Origin of the sequence: Bacillus sp. AFS088145 (assembly GCF_002564465.1) — a bacterium.
In the GTDB taxonomy this organism is placed as follows: domain Bacteria; phylum Bacillota; class Bacilli; order Bacillales; family Bacillaceae_G; genus Gottfriedia.
This window is the reverse complement of record NZ_NUUX01000043.1, coordinates 1-15,524: the sequence shown is the minus strand read 5'-3', so window position 1 is coordinate 15,524 and position 15,524 is coordinate 1. Positions and strand designations below refer to the sequence as shown.

The 15,524-nt window shown below is 34.3% G+C and carries 17 protein-coding genes and 9 tRNA genes; 2 read left to right on the top strand and 24 right to left on the bottom strand.

The window, feature by feature from the left end:
* The first annotated feature begins 2 nt into the window (after nucleotides 1–2).
* Both COI44_RS21090 and COI44_RS21085 read left to right on the top strand, forming a co-directional pair.
* Nucleotides 3–545, top strand: a complete 543-nt coding sequence (locus COI44_RS21090) for a copper resistance CopC family protein (RefSeq protein ID WP_098429665.1) — start codon at nucleotides 3–5, stop codon at nucleotides 543–545.
* The gene (locus tag COI44_RS21085) at nucleotides 542–1,624 is read left to right on the top strand and encodes a copper resistance D family protein (RefSeq protein WP_098429664.1); all 1,083 of its coding nucleotides are present in this window, start codon (nucleotides 542–544) and stop codon (nucleotides 1,622–1,624) included. The genes COI44_RS21090 and COI44_RS21085 overlap by 4 nt, the downstream gene beginning before the upstream one ends.
* 42 nt (nucleotides 1,625–1,666) lie before the next feature.
* Here COI44_RS21085 and COI44_RS24325 read toward each other — a convergent pair whose 3' ends face one another.
* From COI44_RS24325 to COI44_RS20975, 24 genes are all read right to left on the bottom strand, one after another.
* On the bottom strand, nucleotides 1,667–1,831 hold the full coding sequence (locus COI44_RS24325) for a hypothetical protein (protein WP_176547407.1): 165 nt from the start codon (nucleotides 1,829–1,831) through the stop codon (nucleotides 1,667–1,669).
* Between the two features lie 90 nt (nucleotides 1,832–1,921).
* A complete protein-coding gene (gene mgsA / locus COI44_RS21080) occupies nucleotides 1,922–2,338 on the bottom strand; it encodes a methylglyoxal synthase (RefSeq protein WP_097978524.1) in 417 nt (138 codons plus the stop codon).
* Between the two features lie 120 nt (nucleotides 2,339–2,458).
* Nucleotides 2,459–3,904 carry a sensor histidine kinase gene (locus tag COI44_RS21075; RefSeq protein WP_286164025.1) on the bottom strand — a complete coding sequence of 482 codons (1,446 nt, stop codon included), beginning with the start codon at nucleotides 3,902–3,904 and terminating at the stop codon, nucleotides 2,459–2,461.
* Nucleotides 3,894–4,568, bottom strand: coding sequence for a response regulator transcription factor (locus COI44_RS21070; protein ID WP_098429697.1), 675 nt, complete (start codon nucleotides 4,566–4,568; stop codon nucleotides 3,894–3,896). The genes COI44_RS21075 and COI44_RS21070 overlap by 11 nt, the downstream gene beginning before the upstream one ends.
* 149 nt (nucleotides 4,569–4,717) lie before the next feature.
* Complete coding sequence (locus COI44_RS21065; RefSeq protein WP_098429663.1) at nucleotides 4,718–5,386, bottom strand: PspA/IM30 family protein; 669 nt, start codon at nucleotides 5,384–5,386, stop codon at nucleotides 4,718–4,720.
* Between the two features lies 1 nt (nucleotide 5,387).
* Entirely contained in the window at nucleotides 5,388–5,798 is a 411-nt protein-coding gene (locus tag COI44_RS21060) for a hypothetical protein (RefSeq protein ID WP_098429662.1), read from the bottom strand.
* 163 nt (nucleotides 5,799–5,961) lie between these two features.
* A complete protein-coding gene (locus COI44_RS24895) occupies nucleotides 5,962–6,150 on the bottom strand; it encodes a Ger(x)C family spore germination C-terminal domain-containing protein (RefSeq protein WP_098429661.1) in 189 nt (62 codons plus the stop codon).
* Nucleotides 6,137–6,322 (bottom strand): hypothetical protein, encoded by a 186-nt coding sequence (locus COI44_RS21050; RefSeq protein ID WP_098429660.1) that lies wholly within the window; start codon nucleotides 6,320–6,322, stop codon nucleotides 6,137–6,139. The genes COI44_RS24895 and COI44_RS21050 overlap by 14 nt, the downstream gene beginning before the upstream one ends.
* Nucleotides 6,303–6,599, bottom strand: coding sequence for a hypothetical protein (locus tag COI44_RS21045; protein ID WP_142329292.1), 297 nt, complete (start codon nucleotides 6,597–6,599; stop codon nucleotides 6,303–6,305). The genes COI44_RS21050 and COI44_RS21045 overlap by 20 nt, the downstream gene beginning before the upstream one ends.
* A 48-nt stretch (nucleotides 6,600–6,647) precedes the next feature.
* Nucleotides 6,648–6,800 (bottom strand): Ger(x)C family spore germination protein, encoded by a 153-nt coding sequence (locus COI44_RS24320; RefSeq protein WP_179887212.1) that lies wholly within the window; start codon nucleotides 6,798–6,800, stop codon nucleotides 6,648–6,650.
* 676 nt (nucleotides 6,801–7,476) lie between these two features.
* Nucleotides 7,477–9,279: a glutamine--fructose-6-phosphate transaminase (isomerizing) gene (gene glmS / locus COI44_RS21040; RefSeq protein WP_098429658.1), complete on the bottom strand. Its 1,803-nt coding sequence runs from the start codon at nucleotides 9,277–9,279 to the stop codon at nucleotides 7,477–7,479.
* A gap of 532 nt (nucleotides 9,280–9,811) precedes the next feature.
* Nucleotides 9,812–11,155 carry a phosphoglucosamine mutase gene (glmM, locus tag COI44_RS21035; RefSeq protein ID WP_098429657.1) on the bottom strand — a complete coding sequence of 448 codons (1,344 nt, stop codon included), beginning with the start codon at nucleotides 11,153–11,155 and terminating at the stop codon, nucleotides 9,812–9,814.
* A gap of 13 nt (nucleotides 11,156–11,168) precedes the next feature.
* Entirely contained in the window at nucleotides 11,169–12,464 is a 1,296-nt protein-coding gene (locus tag COI44_RS21030) for a CdaR family protein (protein WP_098429656.1), read from the bottom strand.
* Nucleotides 12,457–13,275, bottom strand: a complete 819-nt coding sequence (cdaA, locus tag COI44_RS21025; protein ID WP_098429655.1) for a diadenylate cyclase CdaA — start codon at nucleotides 13,273–13,275, stop codon at nucleotides 12,457–12,459. The genes COI44_RS21030 and cdaA overlap by 8 nt, the downstream gene beginning before the upstream one ends.
* 270 nt (nucleotides 13,276–13,545) lie before the next feature.
* Complete coding sequence (gene rocF / locus COI44_RS21020) at nucleotides 13,546–14,445, bottom strand: arginase (RefSeq protein WP_088014518.1); 900 nt, start codon at nucleotides 14,443–14,445, stop codon at nucleotides 13,546–13,548.
* Nucleotides 14,446–14,685: 240 nt separating this feature from the next.
* Nucleotides 14,686–14,761: transfer RNA gene (locus COI44_RS21015), tRNA-Ala, on the bottom strand.
* Nucleotides 14,762–14,781: 20 nt separating this feature from the next.
* Nucleotides 14,782–14,856: transfer RNA gene (locus tag COI44_RS21010), tRNA-Gly, on the bottom strand.
* 16 nt (nucleotides 14,857–14,872) lie between these two features.
* Nucleotides 14,873–14,945, bottom strand: a tRNA-Lys gene (locus tag COI44_RS21005).
* Between the two features lie 27 nt (nucleotides 14,946–14,972).
* Nucleotides 14,973–15,047: transfer RNA gene (locus COI44_RS21000), tRNA-Gln, on the bottom strand.
* Between the two features lie 8 nt (nucleotides 15,048–15,055).
* Nucleotides 15,056–15,140 (bottom strand) — tRNA-Tyr (locus COI44_RS20995).
* Between the two features lie 18 nt (nucleotides 15,141–15,158).
* Nucleotides 15,159–15,234 (bottom strand) — tRNA-Val (locus tag COI44_RS20990).
* Nucleotides 15,235–15,244: 10 nt separating this feature from the next.
* A tRNA-Glu gene (locus tag COI44_RS20985) sits at nucleotides 15,245–15,319 on the bottom strand.
* Between the two features lie 16 nt (nucleotides 15,320–15,335).
* Nucleotides 15,336–15,408 (bottom strand) — tRNA-Thr (locus COI44_RS20980).
* A gap of 13 nt (nucleotides 15,409–15,421) precedes the next feature.
* Nucleotides 15,422–15,496 (bottom strand) — tRNA-Asn (locus COI44_RS20975).
* Nucleotides 15,497–15,524: the final 28 nt, after the last annotated feature.

Below are 15,524 nucleotides of genomic sequence, written 5' to 3'. Positions count from 1 at the left end.
ATATGAAAAAAGGTTTATCAATCATTATTTTACTGCTATTTTTATTCCCAACTATGGCGAGTGCGCATACTAAGCTTGTTTCTTCTAATCCATCAAATGGGCAAATTATCACAGAACCAACTAAACAAATTACGCTTGAATTTGAAGAGGCTCTTGAGCAATTAGGTACAATTAAATTATATAAAGCTGGTACTGCTACAGCCGTTACAAATGTGCAAGTTAACGGTAATAAATTAATTGCTGATCTACCAAATGGATTAGAAAATGGCGATTATAAGATTGAGTGGAAAGTAGTAAGTGAAGATGGTCATCCAATAACAGGTCAAATTCCTTTCAAAGTGCAATTAAAGCAAGCTGAAACTAAAACGACAACTGAAAATAAAACAACTGACAAAGCAGTTAAGGATCAAACGCTCGCTAAAGAAAAACAAAAAGAGGCTACTCCTAAAAAAGAAAGATCTAAATATCTTATTCCATTAATTGCAATCGGGCTATTTGGAATCGCGTTAATGGTTGGTGGAGTTGTTCTTTGGAATAGAAAATGAGTTATATCGTTCCAATCACGGAGTTCATAACATATATCCTTTATTCGATATTAGCAGGAAAGTTTGTATTAGATTTTGTACCATCAGATAATAAACCAACTATCAGTATTTCGAAAGGTACTGTTTATTTGGTTATTGTCGGCATTTTATTCTTTTCACTATTTCCTGCTCTACGAATTATTACTTTTTTCCTAGATGATGTTCATCTTAAAATAGCCATTTATTCTGTTTTCATAAAAACAGCTATAGGAAATGCGTGGATTTACTCGAGTATGTTTGCCATTATGCTTGTCATTAATATTTATAGCGATGGTAAAAAGTTTTTTAATTTCTTTTGGTTATTTATGATGATTTTAAGTATCGGTTATGCTGGTCATATAACCTCTATGAACTTTTGGACGGGTTTTATCTTTCAAAGTAGTCATTTCCTAATGGTTTCTATTTGGAGTGGAATTCTATTTAATGTCACGTGGCTAGCTAAGGACATTAGTAACTATGGTAAATTCTTGAAATGGTTTACACCTTTAGCCATCATATGTGTCTTTATTATTTTCATTAGCGGTGTAGTATTGATGCTAGAAGTCGTTAAACTAAAAGACTATACGAATGCTTGGTTACTTCCTTATGGACAGATGTTAGTCTTGAAGCACATTAGCATCATTCCAGTATTGTTTTTTGCTTTTTTCAATGGTGTACTAATGAGAAAATCCGCTGAAGGCCCTTCGAGTACTATTCGTAGTTGGTTAAAAGCAGAGTATATTACCATCATAATTGTGTTCTTTTTTACAGCTATAATGGGTACTAAATCTCCTCCGCATAATATTAATTTAACTTTGCAAAATGAGGGTCCGTCTAAATGGATTGAATGGATTATGGGAATTGATATTACCTTGCCTATTAGAATAGCTTTTACTTTTACGGTAGAAGGTACGATGTTAATGAGTATGTCGATCATCTTTCTAATGTTATTAGTCATCAGCTTTATGAAAAAGACAAAAATAATACTACCAATTGCATTTAGTCTTTGCTTTGTCATTACGATGTATCTTGGTCTTATGTATAGCGTATCAGTTCACTAAAAAAAGATTGTACTATGTACAATCTTTTTTTGTCTCATATTCTTAACGTCCATGTCTCCATTTAGTTGGCTTTCCTGATGAAGGGCAATTAGGGAACTTTTGTCCTGCTTGTAATTCAATATGCTCCCCGTCTTTATCAGTATAATAACCTGAAATTTTTACTGTTTCACCTGTATCATGTGTATGTCCAATTCCTTGATTATCCATCGTAAACCTCCTTTTCAACTGAACTAGCATTACTATTTCCTTCATCAAAGTTAATTATTCGATTACTACATCTTTTTTAGGATTTTTTGCTTATCTTTCTCGAATTTGTTTATCATGTACGATGTTTCTCCACTTTAAGTCACCTCGCTCTAGACCATGAATTAAAATTTCTGCTGTACCCATGTTCGTTGCTAAAGGAATTGAGTAAACATCACATAAACGAATTAAAGCCAAAATATCTGGTTCATGCGGTTGTGCTGTAAGTGGATCGCGAAAGAAGATAACAATATCCATCAAATTCTTAGCTATTAAGGCACCGATTTCCTGGTCTCCCCCAAGCGGTCCAGAATTAAATCGATGTATTTTTAAATTTGTATTTTCCATTATTTTTGTTCCAGTTGTTCCTGTTGAATATAATTCATGTTTAGATAAAATAGATTCATATGCCATCGCAAAATTTACTAATTCTTTTTTCTTTTGATCGTGTGCAATGAAAGCAATTTTCAACGTCAACATTCCTTCCTTTTAGGAAAAATGGATTTCCAATTTCAGCAATTGTTCGTAACAACAATAGGAAATGACTCCATTCAAATTTAACCTTTTATATTTTTTACTTCTTTGTATCGGTTATTCTACTCTTTGTGCATATGCCTTTTTACTATTCATATTAGAAATTGGAATCCGAATAGTAAACGTACTTCCTTTTCCAACTTCACTATTTACTTGAATAGTTCCATTATGAATTTCCACGATCCATTTTGCAATCGCCAAGCCTAAACCATGGCTCCCAATTTGTCTAGATCTTGATTTATCAGATCGGTAAAAACGGTCAAATATTCGGGCATGATCTTCCGATTTAATGCCAATACCAGTATCTGTTACTTGGATACTTAGTTCATTTTCTTTATCCGAAAGCACTAACTGAACCTCTCCTCCAACAGGTGTATACTTAATCCCATTATCTATTAATATATATAAGAGCTGTGATAACTTTTCAGGGTCTCCTAGGGCGATTACATTCTCTGGAGCAGTTAGGTTTAAATTGATTTGTTTTGATGCTGCTAACGGTTGTAGTGATAAAATCGCCTTTTCTGCAATGGAGCGAAATTCAAACTTCTCTAATTTAATTTCAACTTGATCCGAGTCTGAACGAGCTAAAGTTAATAATCCGCTGACTAAGTTTGTCATCCTTTTTACTTCGTCTTTCATATTAAATAAAAGCTTTCGAGAAAAATCATCTTTCTCTGTATCGATCGTCATTTCCATTGCATCAATCGACGATAACAAAACGCTTAATGGTGTTCTTAATTCATGAGAAGCATCTGCAACAAATTGGCGCTGTCGGTTAAATGATTTAAAGATCGGGATCATCGCTTTTTTTGACATAAAAAAACTGATATATAGTGCAACTCCAGAAAATACAATTGTTAAGCCAACCAATATGATGACAACAAATTTGAATAAATGGTACACATCCGAAATATCTTTTCCAACATAGATTGTACCGATTAAATTTCCTTTATAAAAAAGTGGTTTACCTGATACCATCAAACTAATCTCATTACGATTTGAAGGAACGTGTATTTCATGATCATGGAATTTTCTCATGTCCTTTTCAAACTCTTCATGTTCTATTTTAATTTTTACCTTACGGGTTTCATTTTCTTTAGGCATCCAACCTTTTATTTGCCCAAAAAGCCTTGACCTTATTTGTGGGATATCCTCTTGTCCCATTATTAATTCGCTATTTGGATTAACTACATAATAAAAAAATTGATCGACACCTGCTAAAACTACTTCTTGGTTATCGTCCTGGAGGTTTCCTTGTTGATTTTGAATCATATAGTTTTCGACAATCTTTGCTTCTTGACTTGCCAATGATTCCACTGTACGTCTTTGATCATTCATAATGACTACATATAACACTGCAAAGACTATGATGATGAATATAATTAAAAAAAGCATGACAAGTCCGCTATATAGTACTGTTAGGCGATTTTGCGTACGCTTAAAAACATCTCTTCCTCCGCGATTTCGAAAATCACGTAGAGAAGAAATAAGATTAGTTATCAAATTTATATCCTACCCCTCTAATGCTTTGTAGCAAATCTTGTTTACCAAGCAAATCTAGTTTCTTTCGAAGAAGTTTAACAGTGGCATCAATCGTTTTCATTGCAACATCTGAATCAAAGCCCCATACACGCTCCAAAATAATTTCACGAGGTAATACTTGCCCTTTATTTTGTATTAAAAAATCAACTAATTGAAATTCGCGAGGGCTTAATTGTATTTCAGTGTCTCCCCCTCTAATTGATTGGCTTGTACGGTTTAGAATCATATCACTAATAAAAATTTCTTCCTCTAATATAGGAGCATAATTTCGCCTAGAAAGAGCTCTTAATCGAGCTAGTAGCTCATCAATTTCAAAAGGTTTAACTAAATAATCATCAGCTCCTGAGTCCAGTCCTACAATGCGGTCCTCTAGGGCGTCTTTAGCTGTAAGGATGAGAATCGCTCCTGAATATCCTTCTTTGCGTAACCTACGACACACTTCTATTCCTGTTCCACCTGGCATCATCCAATCTAATATTAATACATCATAATGGGTGTTAGTAGCGTAATAGTAAGCTTCTTCTCCCTCTGTAACCCATTCCACTTTATAACCTGCTTTTTTCTTTAACATATAACTGATTAGCTCACCCAGTTTCAAATCATCTTCAGCTACTAGTATATTCATCATCAAAAATACTCCCTCGTTTTATATAAGTATCTCTATATTTTTCAGTTGTCTTCTTCATCTTTTCCATTTTCAAATCAATTATAAAATAAAAGGAAGCACCCGTTAATTAATACGGTGCTCCCCGATATTTCTTTTAGATCATGTCCTTACGCAGTTTCCACAGCATGCTGTTTTAGCTTTTGTAGCTCTTCTTCTATCTCTTCACTCATTACGTTATCTTTATATCCATTAGATAGGTTATTATGATATGCAAATTTATTTTGAGCTTGTACTTCTGCCTCCATCATAAGTATTCGATCTTCTGCACGCGAAATTCCATTTGCGATTGTTTCTGAATTAAATGAAACAGATGTTTGTTGAATTTGTTTAATTGATCTTGCAATATTTGCTCTAGAAACTAGTAATAGTCTCTTATGCAGATATTCATCATATTTACCTTTCAGTTCATCTAATTTTTCATAAAGTGACTGAGTTTGATTTTGAATTGTATTTAGTTGCTCTGTATATAGGCTTAGCTGTTTTTCATGAACAAGTTTTTCCTGTAATGCCAGTTTTGCAATGGAATCTTCTCCATTTTCAACTGCTAGCTTAGCTTGTCCACTTCTTTTGTTTACCAGCCCTTCCGTCTCCAAAATCAATGCTTTTTGCTTATTCTCTAGATAGATTTGACGAGAAAGTGCTTCCTGACCTTTCGAAAGATCTTCTTCCATTTCTCTAATATATTGATTCAGCATTGAGATTGGATCTTCTAAACCATCCAATGCTCCATTCACTTTAGCCAACGATATTGATTTCATTCTTTTAAAAATGCCCATTTTATTTATTCTCCTTTTTTGATAATAGATTTTTTTCCCATTTATCCAATAAATCTGCGTTTGTTCTGTTTATAGGTGTGTTAAAACTAGTTGTATCAAATGAAATTTGATTAACCTGGCTAGCTTGTCCCTTTTTAACTAACTTTTTAAAGATAAAAGTCACTACCGTAAATGCGATTAAAAGGAATAATACTAAACCAATCCAAGAAAAATCATGAAAATGGTGTGGACCATGCATCATCTGATGTGACCTAAATTCGTTTCGACCGCCTCTATCCATGAACATTGAATGTTGATCAGCAAAACGTCTTTCATGAAAACCACCTAGTAATCTAAGAAAAAAATGTACCCCTAAAACAAAAACTGCTGTTATAGAGACCCATGTAAATATTCTCCTTACTCTTTTATTCATGTTATTTCCCTCCTCTCATTTCTTAATAAATTGAATTCTAATAGAGTATGGTGAAATTATGGTGAAAACGAAAAATTAGTTTTGTTCATAAAAAAAGATAGATAACAGATTTCCATCTGCTTACCTATCTCATTTTCTTTTTTCGTAAATTTTATTAAAAGACTCAATTAATTAATTCGGTCCCTTTAATTTTCACTTCAGACTTAATTTTAAAGGCTAGGTTAGTGTACTTTTTGTTCCATAATGATAAATTTCTATTTTCGCTATTCCTAGATAAGTATCTTAAACCAAAACCGATTGGATCAATGTCTTTTTCTTTTATTTTACTAAGTAAAGCATTAGTCTTCCGCATTAATCTTATCTTCCAATTGCTTATTTAGTTCAGATATGTCACTTTCTTTGATTGGACCCAAGCCATCAATCTTTTCTTCTATAACCGCTCTCATCTTAATCGTATAATTGGCGACTATATTTTTATTTTGATGTTTTAATTTGTAATTTACCTTACCTTTTTCTAAACTCATTACATATAACTTTCTTGTTTTTGACCTTTAAGCTTTCATCGTAGATTCCAGTCGTTATAAGTCGATAGGTTTCTGATTCACTTAGACTGAGCTCCATAATCATTTTACTCTTATCAAATAATGCTATCCGATCTACTAATAAATCTTTTTTATTTGATTCAATTATAGGCATGACGATATCTATACCATCTTCTGTTTCTCTCCTATATGCGTCAAAAAGACAAACTGGGTCTATGTACGGCGATTCTGTTCTACTAAAATCAAAATATGATTTCAAAACACCGCCTGATACTTGTTCTTGTATCGGTTTAAAATTAAGCACTTCTTATGCATTCGGTTTACCAACACTCATTTGAATATCTGGTCCTCTTACAAAATACTCTAATAACGGCTGTATATTACTTTTGGCTAATTTTTCTCCATTTATAATCGTACTACTTTGTCCATATACCAATTCTTTATCAACCTCTGACTTCATTAAGTTAAGACCAAAATATATATTGGCAATAAGTAAAACTATGTATAGAAATCTAATTTATAAATATCATCACTTGGTCCGATAATGGAACTATGATTTTCATTTGAAAGTTAGATTTTAGCTGAGAGATGGTGCGATTTCGGAAGCGACAAAAAAGAGGCTGCTGAAAATTTAGATTTCAACTTAGCCTCTCTTTTATTAAAGTTCAACCTGATTTGGTTTTCTTATTACAACACGCTCATCAACTTCACTAACATGAAAGTCATCTTTTGTTGGAATGAAGTTTTCATCGTAAATTTTTATCATCATTTTTCACTCCAGCTAGTATTAAATTTTGCATTATCCCATATTCTTAAGATGGATTGATTAATCTAAGTTTATTCTTAGTTTTGTTAAATTTTTGCTTTTATAAAACTTCAGAAGTTTAGCTTGTATGTGTTATCATGTTCAAAATAAAAAAGGACTAATGGTCATAACCACTAGTCCCCTGTATCTTAAATTTAAAGTTATTTAATTGGTTTTCTTATTACAACACGCTCATCAACTTCACTAACGTGAAAATCGTCTTTTGTAGGGATGATATTTTCATCGTTAAATTTGGTCATCATTTTACACTCCCTGCTCAGTTTTTATTTTCAAATCTGTTTTTTAATAAACTTTAAGATTACTAATTTGATTATTCAACAGTAACTGATTTTGCAAGATTACGTGGTTTATCAACATCACAACCACGATGTAAAGCAGCATAGTAAGAAATTAATTGTAATGGTACAACTGAAAGGATTGGAGATAATTCTTCTTGTACTTTTGGTAAAATGAAGCGATCGCCTTCCATATTTAATCCTTCCATAGAAATGATACAAGGGTTAGCACCACGAGCAACAACCTCTTTTACATTTCCACGAATGTTTAAGTTTACTGATTCTTGTGTTGCTAATGCGAAGATTGGAGTCCCTTCTTCGATTAAAGCAATTGTACCGTGTTTTAACTCTCCACCAGCAAATCCTTCTGCTTGGATGTAAGAAATTTCTTTTAGTTTTAATGCACCTTCTAAGCAAACGAAGTAATCTACGTTACGACCGATGAAGAATGCATTACGAGTTGTAGCTAAATATTCTGTAGCAATTTTTTCAAACTCTTCTTTTTGGTTTGTAATTGATTCCATTGCATTTGCTACAATTCCAAGTTCTTTAACTAGGTTAAAGTTAACTGTTTTTCCTTTTTCTTTTGCAAGAGCATTTGCAACAATTGCAAGTACTGCTAATTGTGCAGTGTAAGCTTTCGTTGATGCAACAGCGATTTCAGGACCTGCATGTAAAGGAAGAGTGAAATCAGCCTCACGTGATAATGTTGATCCTGGAACGTTTGTAAGTGTAATTGCTTTATGACCTAATTTATTTGTTTGTACTAGACATGCTCTGCTATCAGCAGTTTCACCGCTTTGTGAAATATAAATGAATAATGGTTTTTCTGAAAGCAGTGGCATATTGTAAGAGAATTCACTTGCAACATGTACTTCTACAGGTACTCCCGCCATTTTTTCAATAAATTGTTTTCCAACAAGACCAGCATGATAACTAGTTCCACAAGCAACAATATATAATCTGTCAGCTTCTGCTAAAGCCGCTTTAATTTCTGAGTCGATTACAAGCTCGCCATTTGCATCTTGGTACTTTTGGATAATATTACGGATTACTAAAGGTTGCTCATCTGTCTCTTTTAACATGAAATGAGGATAAGTTCCTTTTTCGATATCGCTAGCATCAATTTCTGCAGTATATGGAGAACGTTCTTTAACATTTCCGTTAAGATCCATTAATTGAACACGATCTTTAGTAACTAAAATAACCTCTTTATCCATTAATTCAATAAATTGATCAGTAATTTGTAGCATTGCCATCGCATCAGATGCAATAACATTAAACTCTTCACCAACACCAACTAGTAATGGGCTTTTGTTTTTTGCTACATAAATTACATCATCGTTTTGTTTATCTAATAATGCAATTGCATATGAACCTTTAAGAAGCTTAAGTGTTTCTCTAAAAGCATCAAGCACAGATAGACCTTTTTTAATATGCAGTTCAACTAACTGAACAATTACTTCAGTATCTGTATCACTTGTAAATTCAATATCATTTAAATAATCGTTTTTTAATTGTACATCGTTCTCGATAACGCCATTATGAACAAGTGTAAAACGTTCAGTAGAGCTTTGGTGAGGATGCGCATTACGTTTACTTGGAGCACCATGTGTTGCCCATCTTGTATGACCAATTCCAACGTTTCCGTCTGTCTTTGTAGGGATTGATTTACGTAATACTGCAATTCTACCTTTTTCTTTATAAACTTCTACACCATTGTCAGTTAAAAGAGAAATCCCAGCAGAATCGTAACCACGATACTCTAATTTCTCTAAACCTTTTAATAAAATTTCTTTCGCATTATCATTTCCAATATATCCAACGATTCCACACATAGTTACTATTGCTTAGTAAGTCCTAAAACAAGACATACAAAATGTATAGGAATGGAACGCTGTTTTCCTAACCGTTTAACTATTTAATTTTCTATTCCCTCGTCATGTTTAATAATGGTAGAGGACTTACAAGCAATATCCACCTACCTTTCATATTCCGCTCATTAGCGAGTTCATTTTTTTGTTTTAAACGGTGTATCAGATTATTTACGTTTGTGCACACAGTCACCCATATGTTTTACATAAATAATTTCGGTTGTGATACAGCAACCGGGAGTCATCCGCCGAAACTTCGATAAAACTCCACCTCGTCAACTACACATTCACGTCTAGTGTAGTTCTGGCGCTTTTTAATACTTTATTATTTCTATACTCCTTCCCTGTTAGGAAAACAATAAAACAACTATACTATACTGTATTTAAAATGGTCAACAAAAATATGTTGAAAAAAGTTATAGAATAGCTGTATATAACAAAAATATGCATAGACTTACACAAAAGTGCTCATCAATGCATATTTTTTTAATTTATATTATTCTCCAACTTCTTCTTTTACAACAGCAACAATACGTTCTACATATTGTTTACATTCTGCCTCAGAAGGAGCCTCAGCCATAACACGAATAAGTGGCTCAGTACCAGAAGGACGAACTAAAATACGACCATTGCCGTTCATTTCTTCTTCTACCTCTGAAATGATTGCTTTAATACGTTCGTTATTAAGTGCTTCATTTTTATCTGTAACACGCACATTAATTAATAATTGTGGATACTTTTTCATTTCTCCAGCTAATTGTGATAAAGTTTTACCTGTTTCTTTTACTATACTTACGAGCTGAATCGCACTTAACATACCATCACCAGTCGTAATATGATCTAAAAAGATGATGTGTCCAGATTGCTCACCGCCAAGATTGAAACCATTCTTTCTCATCTCTTCCATTACATAACGGTCTCCAACACCTGTAACCGCACTTTTCATCCCATTCATTTCTACTGCTTTGTAGAATCCTAAGTTACTCATAACAGTTGAAACGATTGTGTTTTGTTTTAGACGACCTTTGTCATTTAAATATTTTGCACAAATATACATTATTTGGTCACCATCAACGATTTCACCGTTTTCATCGATTGCAATTAGACGATCTCCATCTCCATCGAATGATAAACCGATGTCAGCACCTTTTTCCTTTACAAGTACTGCTAAAGCTTCAGGATGTGTAGAACCTACACCATCGTTTATATTAAATCCATTAGGATTCGTTCCCATTGTAACAATATCTGCTTCTAAATCTGCGAATAAATATGGCGCTAATGAAGAAGTGGCACCGTGTGCACAATCTAGAGCAACTAATAGGCCTGAGAAATCTTCATCAATTGTGTTTTTAAGGAATTGTAGATATTTTTGACCACCCTCAAAATAATCACTAACTTGGCATAAATCATTTCCAGTTGGTCTTGGTAGACGATCAACTTCTGCATCCATTAGTTCTTCAATTTCATCTTCTTGCTCATCCAATAATTTAAAACCGTCTGGACCAAAAAACTTAATTCCATTATCTGCAACAGGATTGTGTGAAGCTGAAATCATAACACCTGCTTGTGCTCCAAGTGCTTTTGTTAAATAGGCAACACCTGGAGTAGAAATAACTCCTAATCTCATAACTTCAGCACCAATTGATAATAAACCTGCAACTAGTGCTCCTTCAAGCATATGTCCTGATACACGTGTGTCACGCCCAACAATAATTTTAGGTTTGACATTGTTTTTAGTTAATACATAACCGCCACAGCGTCCAATTTTATATGCTAATTCAGGAGTTAACTCTTTATTTGCAACTCCTCGTACACCATCAGTACCAAAATATTTACCCATTTTAACTCTCCTTCTAATTCGATGACTGTCCTACATCGCCTGAATTCTCATTCTCATTTTCATCAGTTTGAGCAGATTTTTTATCAGTAATTTCAATCGTTATTGTATCAAACTCTAAACTATATATAACTCCTTTTGGGCCGGTAATAGTAAGCGCTACATCTCTAGTTCCTGGATCTAGTCCATTTACTTTTGCTGTAATATTTAAATCGCTTGGATTAATCGCATCCAAGTCTTCCTTAAATCCCTTGGCAGTAACTACCACTTTTCCTAAAGGAGGCTTAGTAAACTTATATTCAAATTGATTATTTTCACCCACTAAATGAATAGGGATATTACTAAATTTCTTTTCTGTTTCTTCATCAAAATTAACGTCTACATTAATCGTGCTTGAGTCAACTCTAAATGCTCCATTTGGAGTAGGTACATTAACTTCATATGAACCACTTTGATCAAATGAAGATATGTCAACTGGCACTTCTATAGGTCCGTTAAACTTGTCCAACCAATCTTTAGACGCATAAATTCTTACTGCACCAACTTTACTAGCAAGACTACTTAGTTTTAAACCTTCCTTAAGTGTTCCTGTTTGCACTAACTTAATCGGGAAGCTAGCACTTTCAGAAACAATAGGAACAGTTACTTCAACTTTTCTTGGACTTGTAGTGAACGGAAGTTGAACACCTTTTTTATTGTATAATCTAACAGGTAACACCTGACTAAATGTCTGATTCGCATCAGTAACATCCACACCAACACTTGCATATGCCACTTGTGAGACTTCATCTCTTGATCCTACTATTGTAACTAAACCAGGTTTAACAATTGCATTTTCTGCCTTATATCCATGTTTAATTCTTTTTTCATTTAGATAAATAACTTTAACCGAAACTGCTTTTTCTATTTTTTCATTAATTGTTACTCTAACTGTTCTTGGTTTAATAGTTGCCTTTATTTTATCTGAAATATTTCTAATTTTTAAAGGAACTTCATATGTACCTAAAGCATAAGAGGTTAGATCCAAATATACTTCAAAATCCTTCTTCATTTCAGCAGTTTTTACAATACTATTAGGTCCATCCAATTGCACTGAAACATTCTTTGGAATTCCAGTTACAATTAGATTGCGCTGATCGTAAATAGGTGTTACTGGTACATCTCGCACTAATTCTTTATTATTAACAAACGGTATGTCTCCTAATCCCGATGTACTCGATTGCGGAACTAGATTGACAGACATAAAAAGTAATAATGTTACTAATAATGCGATTCCTCTTAATATCCAACGGTTATCCATAAAATTATCCATTACGTTTCACCTTCCAATTCCATTTAGATGTAGTGGACTCTTCTGGTGATTTTAATTCGGTATTTAATAAATTTATAAGCTCGTCTTTTGATAATTCTCTGTATAGATTACCATTCCTTGCTACTGAAACTGCACCTGTTTCCTCGGAAACTACAATCGTAATACTGTCAGTAACTTCACTGATACCGACAGCAGCTCGATGTCTCGTTCCTAATTCCTTTGAAATAAATGCACTCTCAGACAAAGGTAAATAACAGGCTGCTGCTGTTATCTTTTCACCTTGTATAATTACCGCCCCGTCGTGTAGTGGTGTATTTGGTATAAAGATATTAATCAATAATTCTGATGATAAATTAGCATTCATTCGAATACCGGACTCTATATAGTCACCCATACCTGTTTGTCTCTCAAATGAAATAAGTGCACCTATTCTTCGCTTAGCCATATATTCAGTGGCTTTTGCAATGTTCTCAACAATATCATTTCGGTCATTAATCCCACTACCTGTCGTTCTAGAGAAGAAACGGCCACGTCCAAGCTGCTCTAGTGCTCTCCTTAATTCTGGTTGGAAGATGATAATAACCGCCAAGAAACCCCATGTTAATGCTTGATCCATTAAAAATTGTAAAGTATGCAGGCCAAATAGGCTGCTTAATACTTTTACGACAATAATGATTGTAACACCCTTTAAGAGTTGGACAGCTTTTGTCCCTTGAATAATGATAATTAATCTATAAATAACAAACCAAACGATTAGGATATCTAATCCATTCTGTAAATACTGTAACAAATTTATATGTAAAGAAGGCATCTTTTACCCTCCAAATTCTATAGAATAAAACTGTATCTTGAGTATTATACCATATTTTTGCAATACACAAAATTTGTGAGTTATTAATTATATTAACAATACTTTAACGACTATTTTAGTTATATTAAACAAAGTTACAGAGTTATATATATTGGTTCTCTAAATTCGTAGAAGAATAACCAACAAATCATTCTTTTTGAAGGAGGTCCCCAACGTTTTTTGATAAAAACAAAAAAGCTAGCGAATGCTAGCTTTTTGTATTTGAAATAATTATAGTAACTTCTCACCTAATAATGAGCCTATTAATGCAACTGCTACGATTGCTGTTCTATTTCTTTCGTCTAAAATTGGATTAACTTCTACGAATTCAATTGAAGTAATAATATCAGCATCAGATAACATTTCCATTGCTAAGTGACCTTCTCTATAAGTGATACCTCCAGGAACTGGTGTACCAACTCCAGGAACGTGAATTGGATCTAGACCATCAAGATCTAATGATAAGTGTACACCATCACACCCTTTTAAGTGGTCAATGCTTTCTTCCATTACTTTTGTCATTCCTAATTTATCAATTTCATGCATTGTATAAACTTTAATTCCTAATTCTTTAATAATTGCTCTTTCGCCTTCATCAAGATCACGTGCGCCAATAATGATCACGTTCTCTGGTTTTACTTTAGGGAAGTATCCACCAATTTTCGTTAGTAAATCGTGGCCATGACCTAAAGAAACAGCTAATGACATACCATGAATATTACCAGAAGGAGATGTTTCAGCAGTATTTAAATCTCCATGTGCATCAAACCAAATTAATCCTAGGTTATTATAATGTTTTGATACACCTGCTAATGTACCAATCGCAATACTATGATCACCACCAAGTACTAGTGGCATTCTGTTTCTTTTAATAACTTCATCTACTTCAGCAGCAAGCTTTTCACATGTTTCTTTAACAGATTTTAAGTTCTTTAAATTATGTTCTGAATTATCTTCTTTAACTGGTGTACGTTCTACTAAAATATCGCCTAAGTCTTCTACTTGATAAGACATTCTTTCAATACGTTCGTGTAATTGTGCATATCTAATTGCACTTGGCCCCATATCTACTCCACGTCTAGTTTGTCCTAAATCTAATGGTACTCCAATAATTGAAATATCTTTTAACATTTTTATTTCCCCCATCGACTGAATTCATAAAAGAAAACGCTTACTTGTTTTTGAAAAAATATAATTTTTTGACTGTTAAAGTTATTAATTATATTAATAGTTTAAATCTTTTGAAACACATGGGTCAACTCGACATTTTTTTGTATACATATGCATTTTTAGCTTTTAAATTACTATATCATATGATTATATATAACAAAAAACCTTAGTCAAATGACTAAGGTTTAACTTTATGTATATTGGTGGAGCCTAGCGGGATCGAACCGCTGACCTCCTGCGTGCAAGGCAGGCGCTCTCCCAGCTGAGCTAAGGCCCCACTATTAAAATATATGCGAATGGAGCGGAAGACGGGGCTCGAACCCGCGACCCCAACCTTGGCAAGGTTGTATTCTACCACTGAACTACTTCCGCACATAAAAAAAAAGAGTGAGCCATGAAGGATTCGAACCTTCGACCCTCTGATTAAAAGTCAGATGCTCTACCTACTGAGCTAATGGCTCGCAATAAATTACGATAAAATAAAAAAATGGCTGGGCTACCTGGATTCGAACCAGGGCATGACGGAATCAAAATCCGTTGCCTTACCGCTTGGCTATAGCCCAACAATAAATGGTGGAGGGGGACGGATTCGAACCGCCGAACCCACAGGGAGCGGATTTACAGTCCGCCGCGTTTAGCCACTTCGCTACCCCTCCGGTATTTATTAAATTAGATGGTGGAGGATGACGGGCTCGAACCGCCGACCCCCTGCTTGTAAGGCAGGTGCTCTCCCAGCTGAGCTAATCCTCCGTAATATAAATGGTGACCCGTACGGGACTCGAACCCGTGTTACCGCCGTGAAAGGGCGGTGTCTTAACCGCTTGACCAACGGGCCAGTACAACTTTTCCTAAGCTTCCAACCGGGCTCGAACCGGTGACCTCTTCCTTACCATGGAAGTACTCTGCCTGCTGAGCTATGGAAGCATTAAGTTAAAAATGGCTCCGCAGGTAGGGTTCGAACCTACGACCACTCGGTTAACAGCCGAGTGCTCTACCACTGAGCTACTGCGGAATAATCTTAAAACCAAGCGACGTTCTAC

Bases quoted from the DNA above. Each gene is read 5' to 3' on its own strand.
- COI44_RS21090 (WP_098429665.1), top strand. From the start codon at position 3: ATGAAAAAAGGTTTATCAATCATTATTTTACTGCTATTTTTATTCCCA.
- COI44_RS21085 (WP_098429664.1), top strand. From the start codon at position 542: ATGAGTTATATCGTTCCAATCACGGAGTTCATAACATATATCCTTTAT.
- COI44_RS24325 (WP_176547407.1), bottom strand. From the start codon at position 1,831: ATGGATAATCAAGGAATTGGACATACACATGATACAGGTGAAACAGTA.
- COI44_RS21070 (WP_098429697.1), bottom strand. From the start codon at position 4,568: ATGAATATACTAGTAGCTGAAGATGATTTGAAACTGGGTGAGCTAATC.
- COI44_RS21065 (WP_098429663.1), bottom strand. From the start codon at position 5,386: ATGGGCATTTTTAAAAGAATGAAATCAATATCGTTGGCTAAAGTGAAT.
- COI44_RS21060 (WP_098429662.1), bottom strand. From the start codon at position 5,798: ATGAATAAAAGAGTAAGGAGAATATTTACATGGGTCTCTATAACAGCA.
- COI44_RS24895 (WP_098429661.1), bottom strand. From the start codon at position 6,150: ATGCGGAAGACTAATGCTTTACTTAGTAAAATAAAAGAAAAAGACATT.
- COI44_RS21050 (WP_098429660.1), bottom strand. From the start codon at position 6,322: ATGAGTTTAGAAAAAGGTAAGGTAAATTACAAATTAAAACATCAAAAT.
- COI44_RS24320 (WP_179887212.1), bottom strand. From the start codon at position 6,800: ATGAAGTCAGAGGTTGATAAAGAATTGGTATATGGACAAAGTAGTACG.
- glmS (WP_098429658.1), bottom strand. From the start codon at position 9,279: ATGTGTGGAATCGTTGGATATATTGGAAATGATAATGCGAAAGAAATT.
- glmM (WP_098429657.1), bottom strand. From the start codon at position 11,155: ATGGGTAAATATTTTGGTACTGATGGTGTACGAGGAGTTGCAAATAAA.
- COI44_RS21030 (WP_098429656.1), bottom strand. From the start codon at position 12,464: ATGGATAATTTTATGGATAACCGTTGGATATTAAGAGGAATCGCATTA.
- cdaA (WP_098429655.1), bottom strand. From the start codon at position 13,275: ATGCCTTCTTTACATATAAATTTGTTACAGTATTTACAGAATGGATTA.
- rocF (WP_088014518.1), bottom strand. From the start codon at position 14,445: ATGTTAAAAGATATTTCAATTATTGGAGTACCATTAGATTTAGGACAA.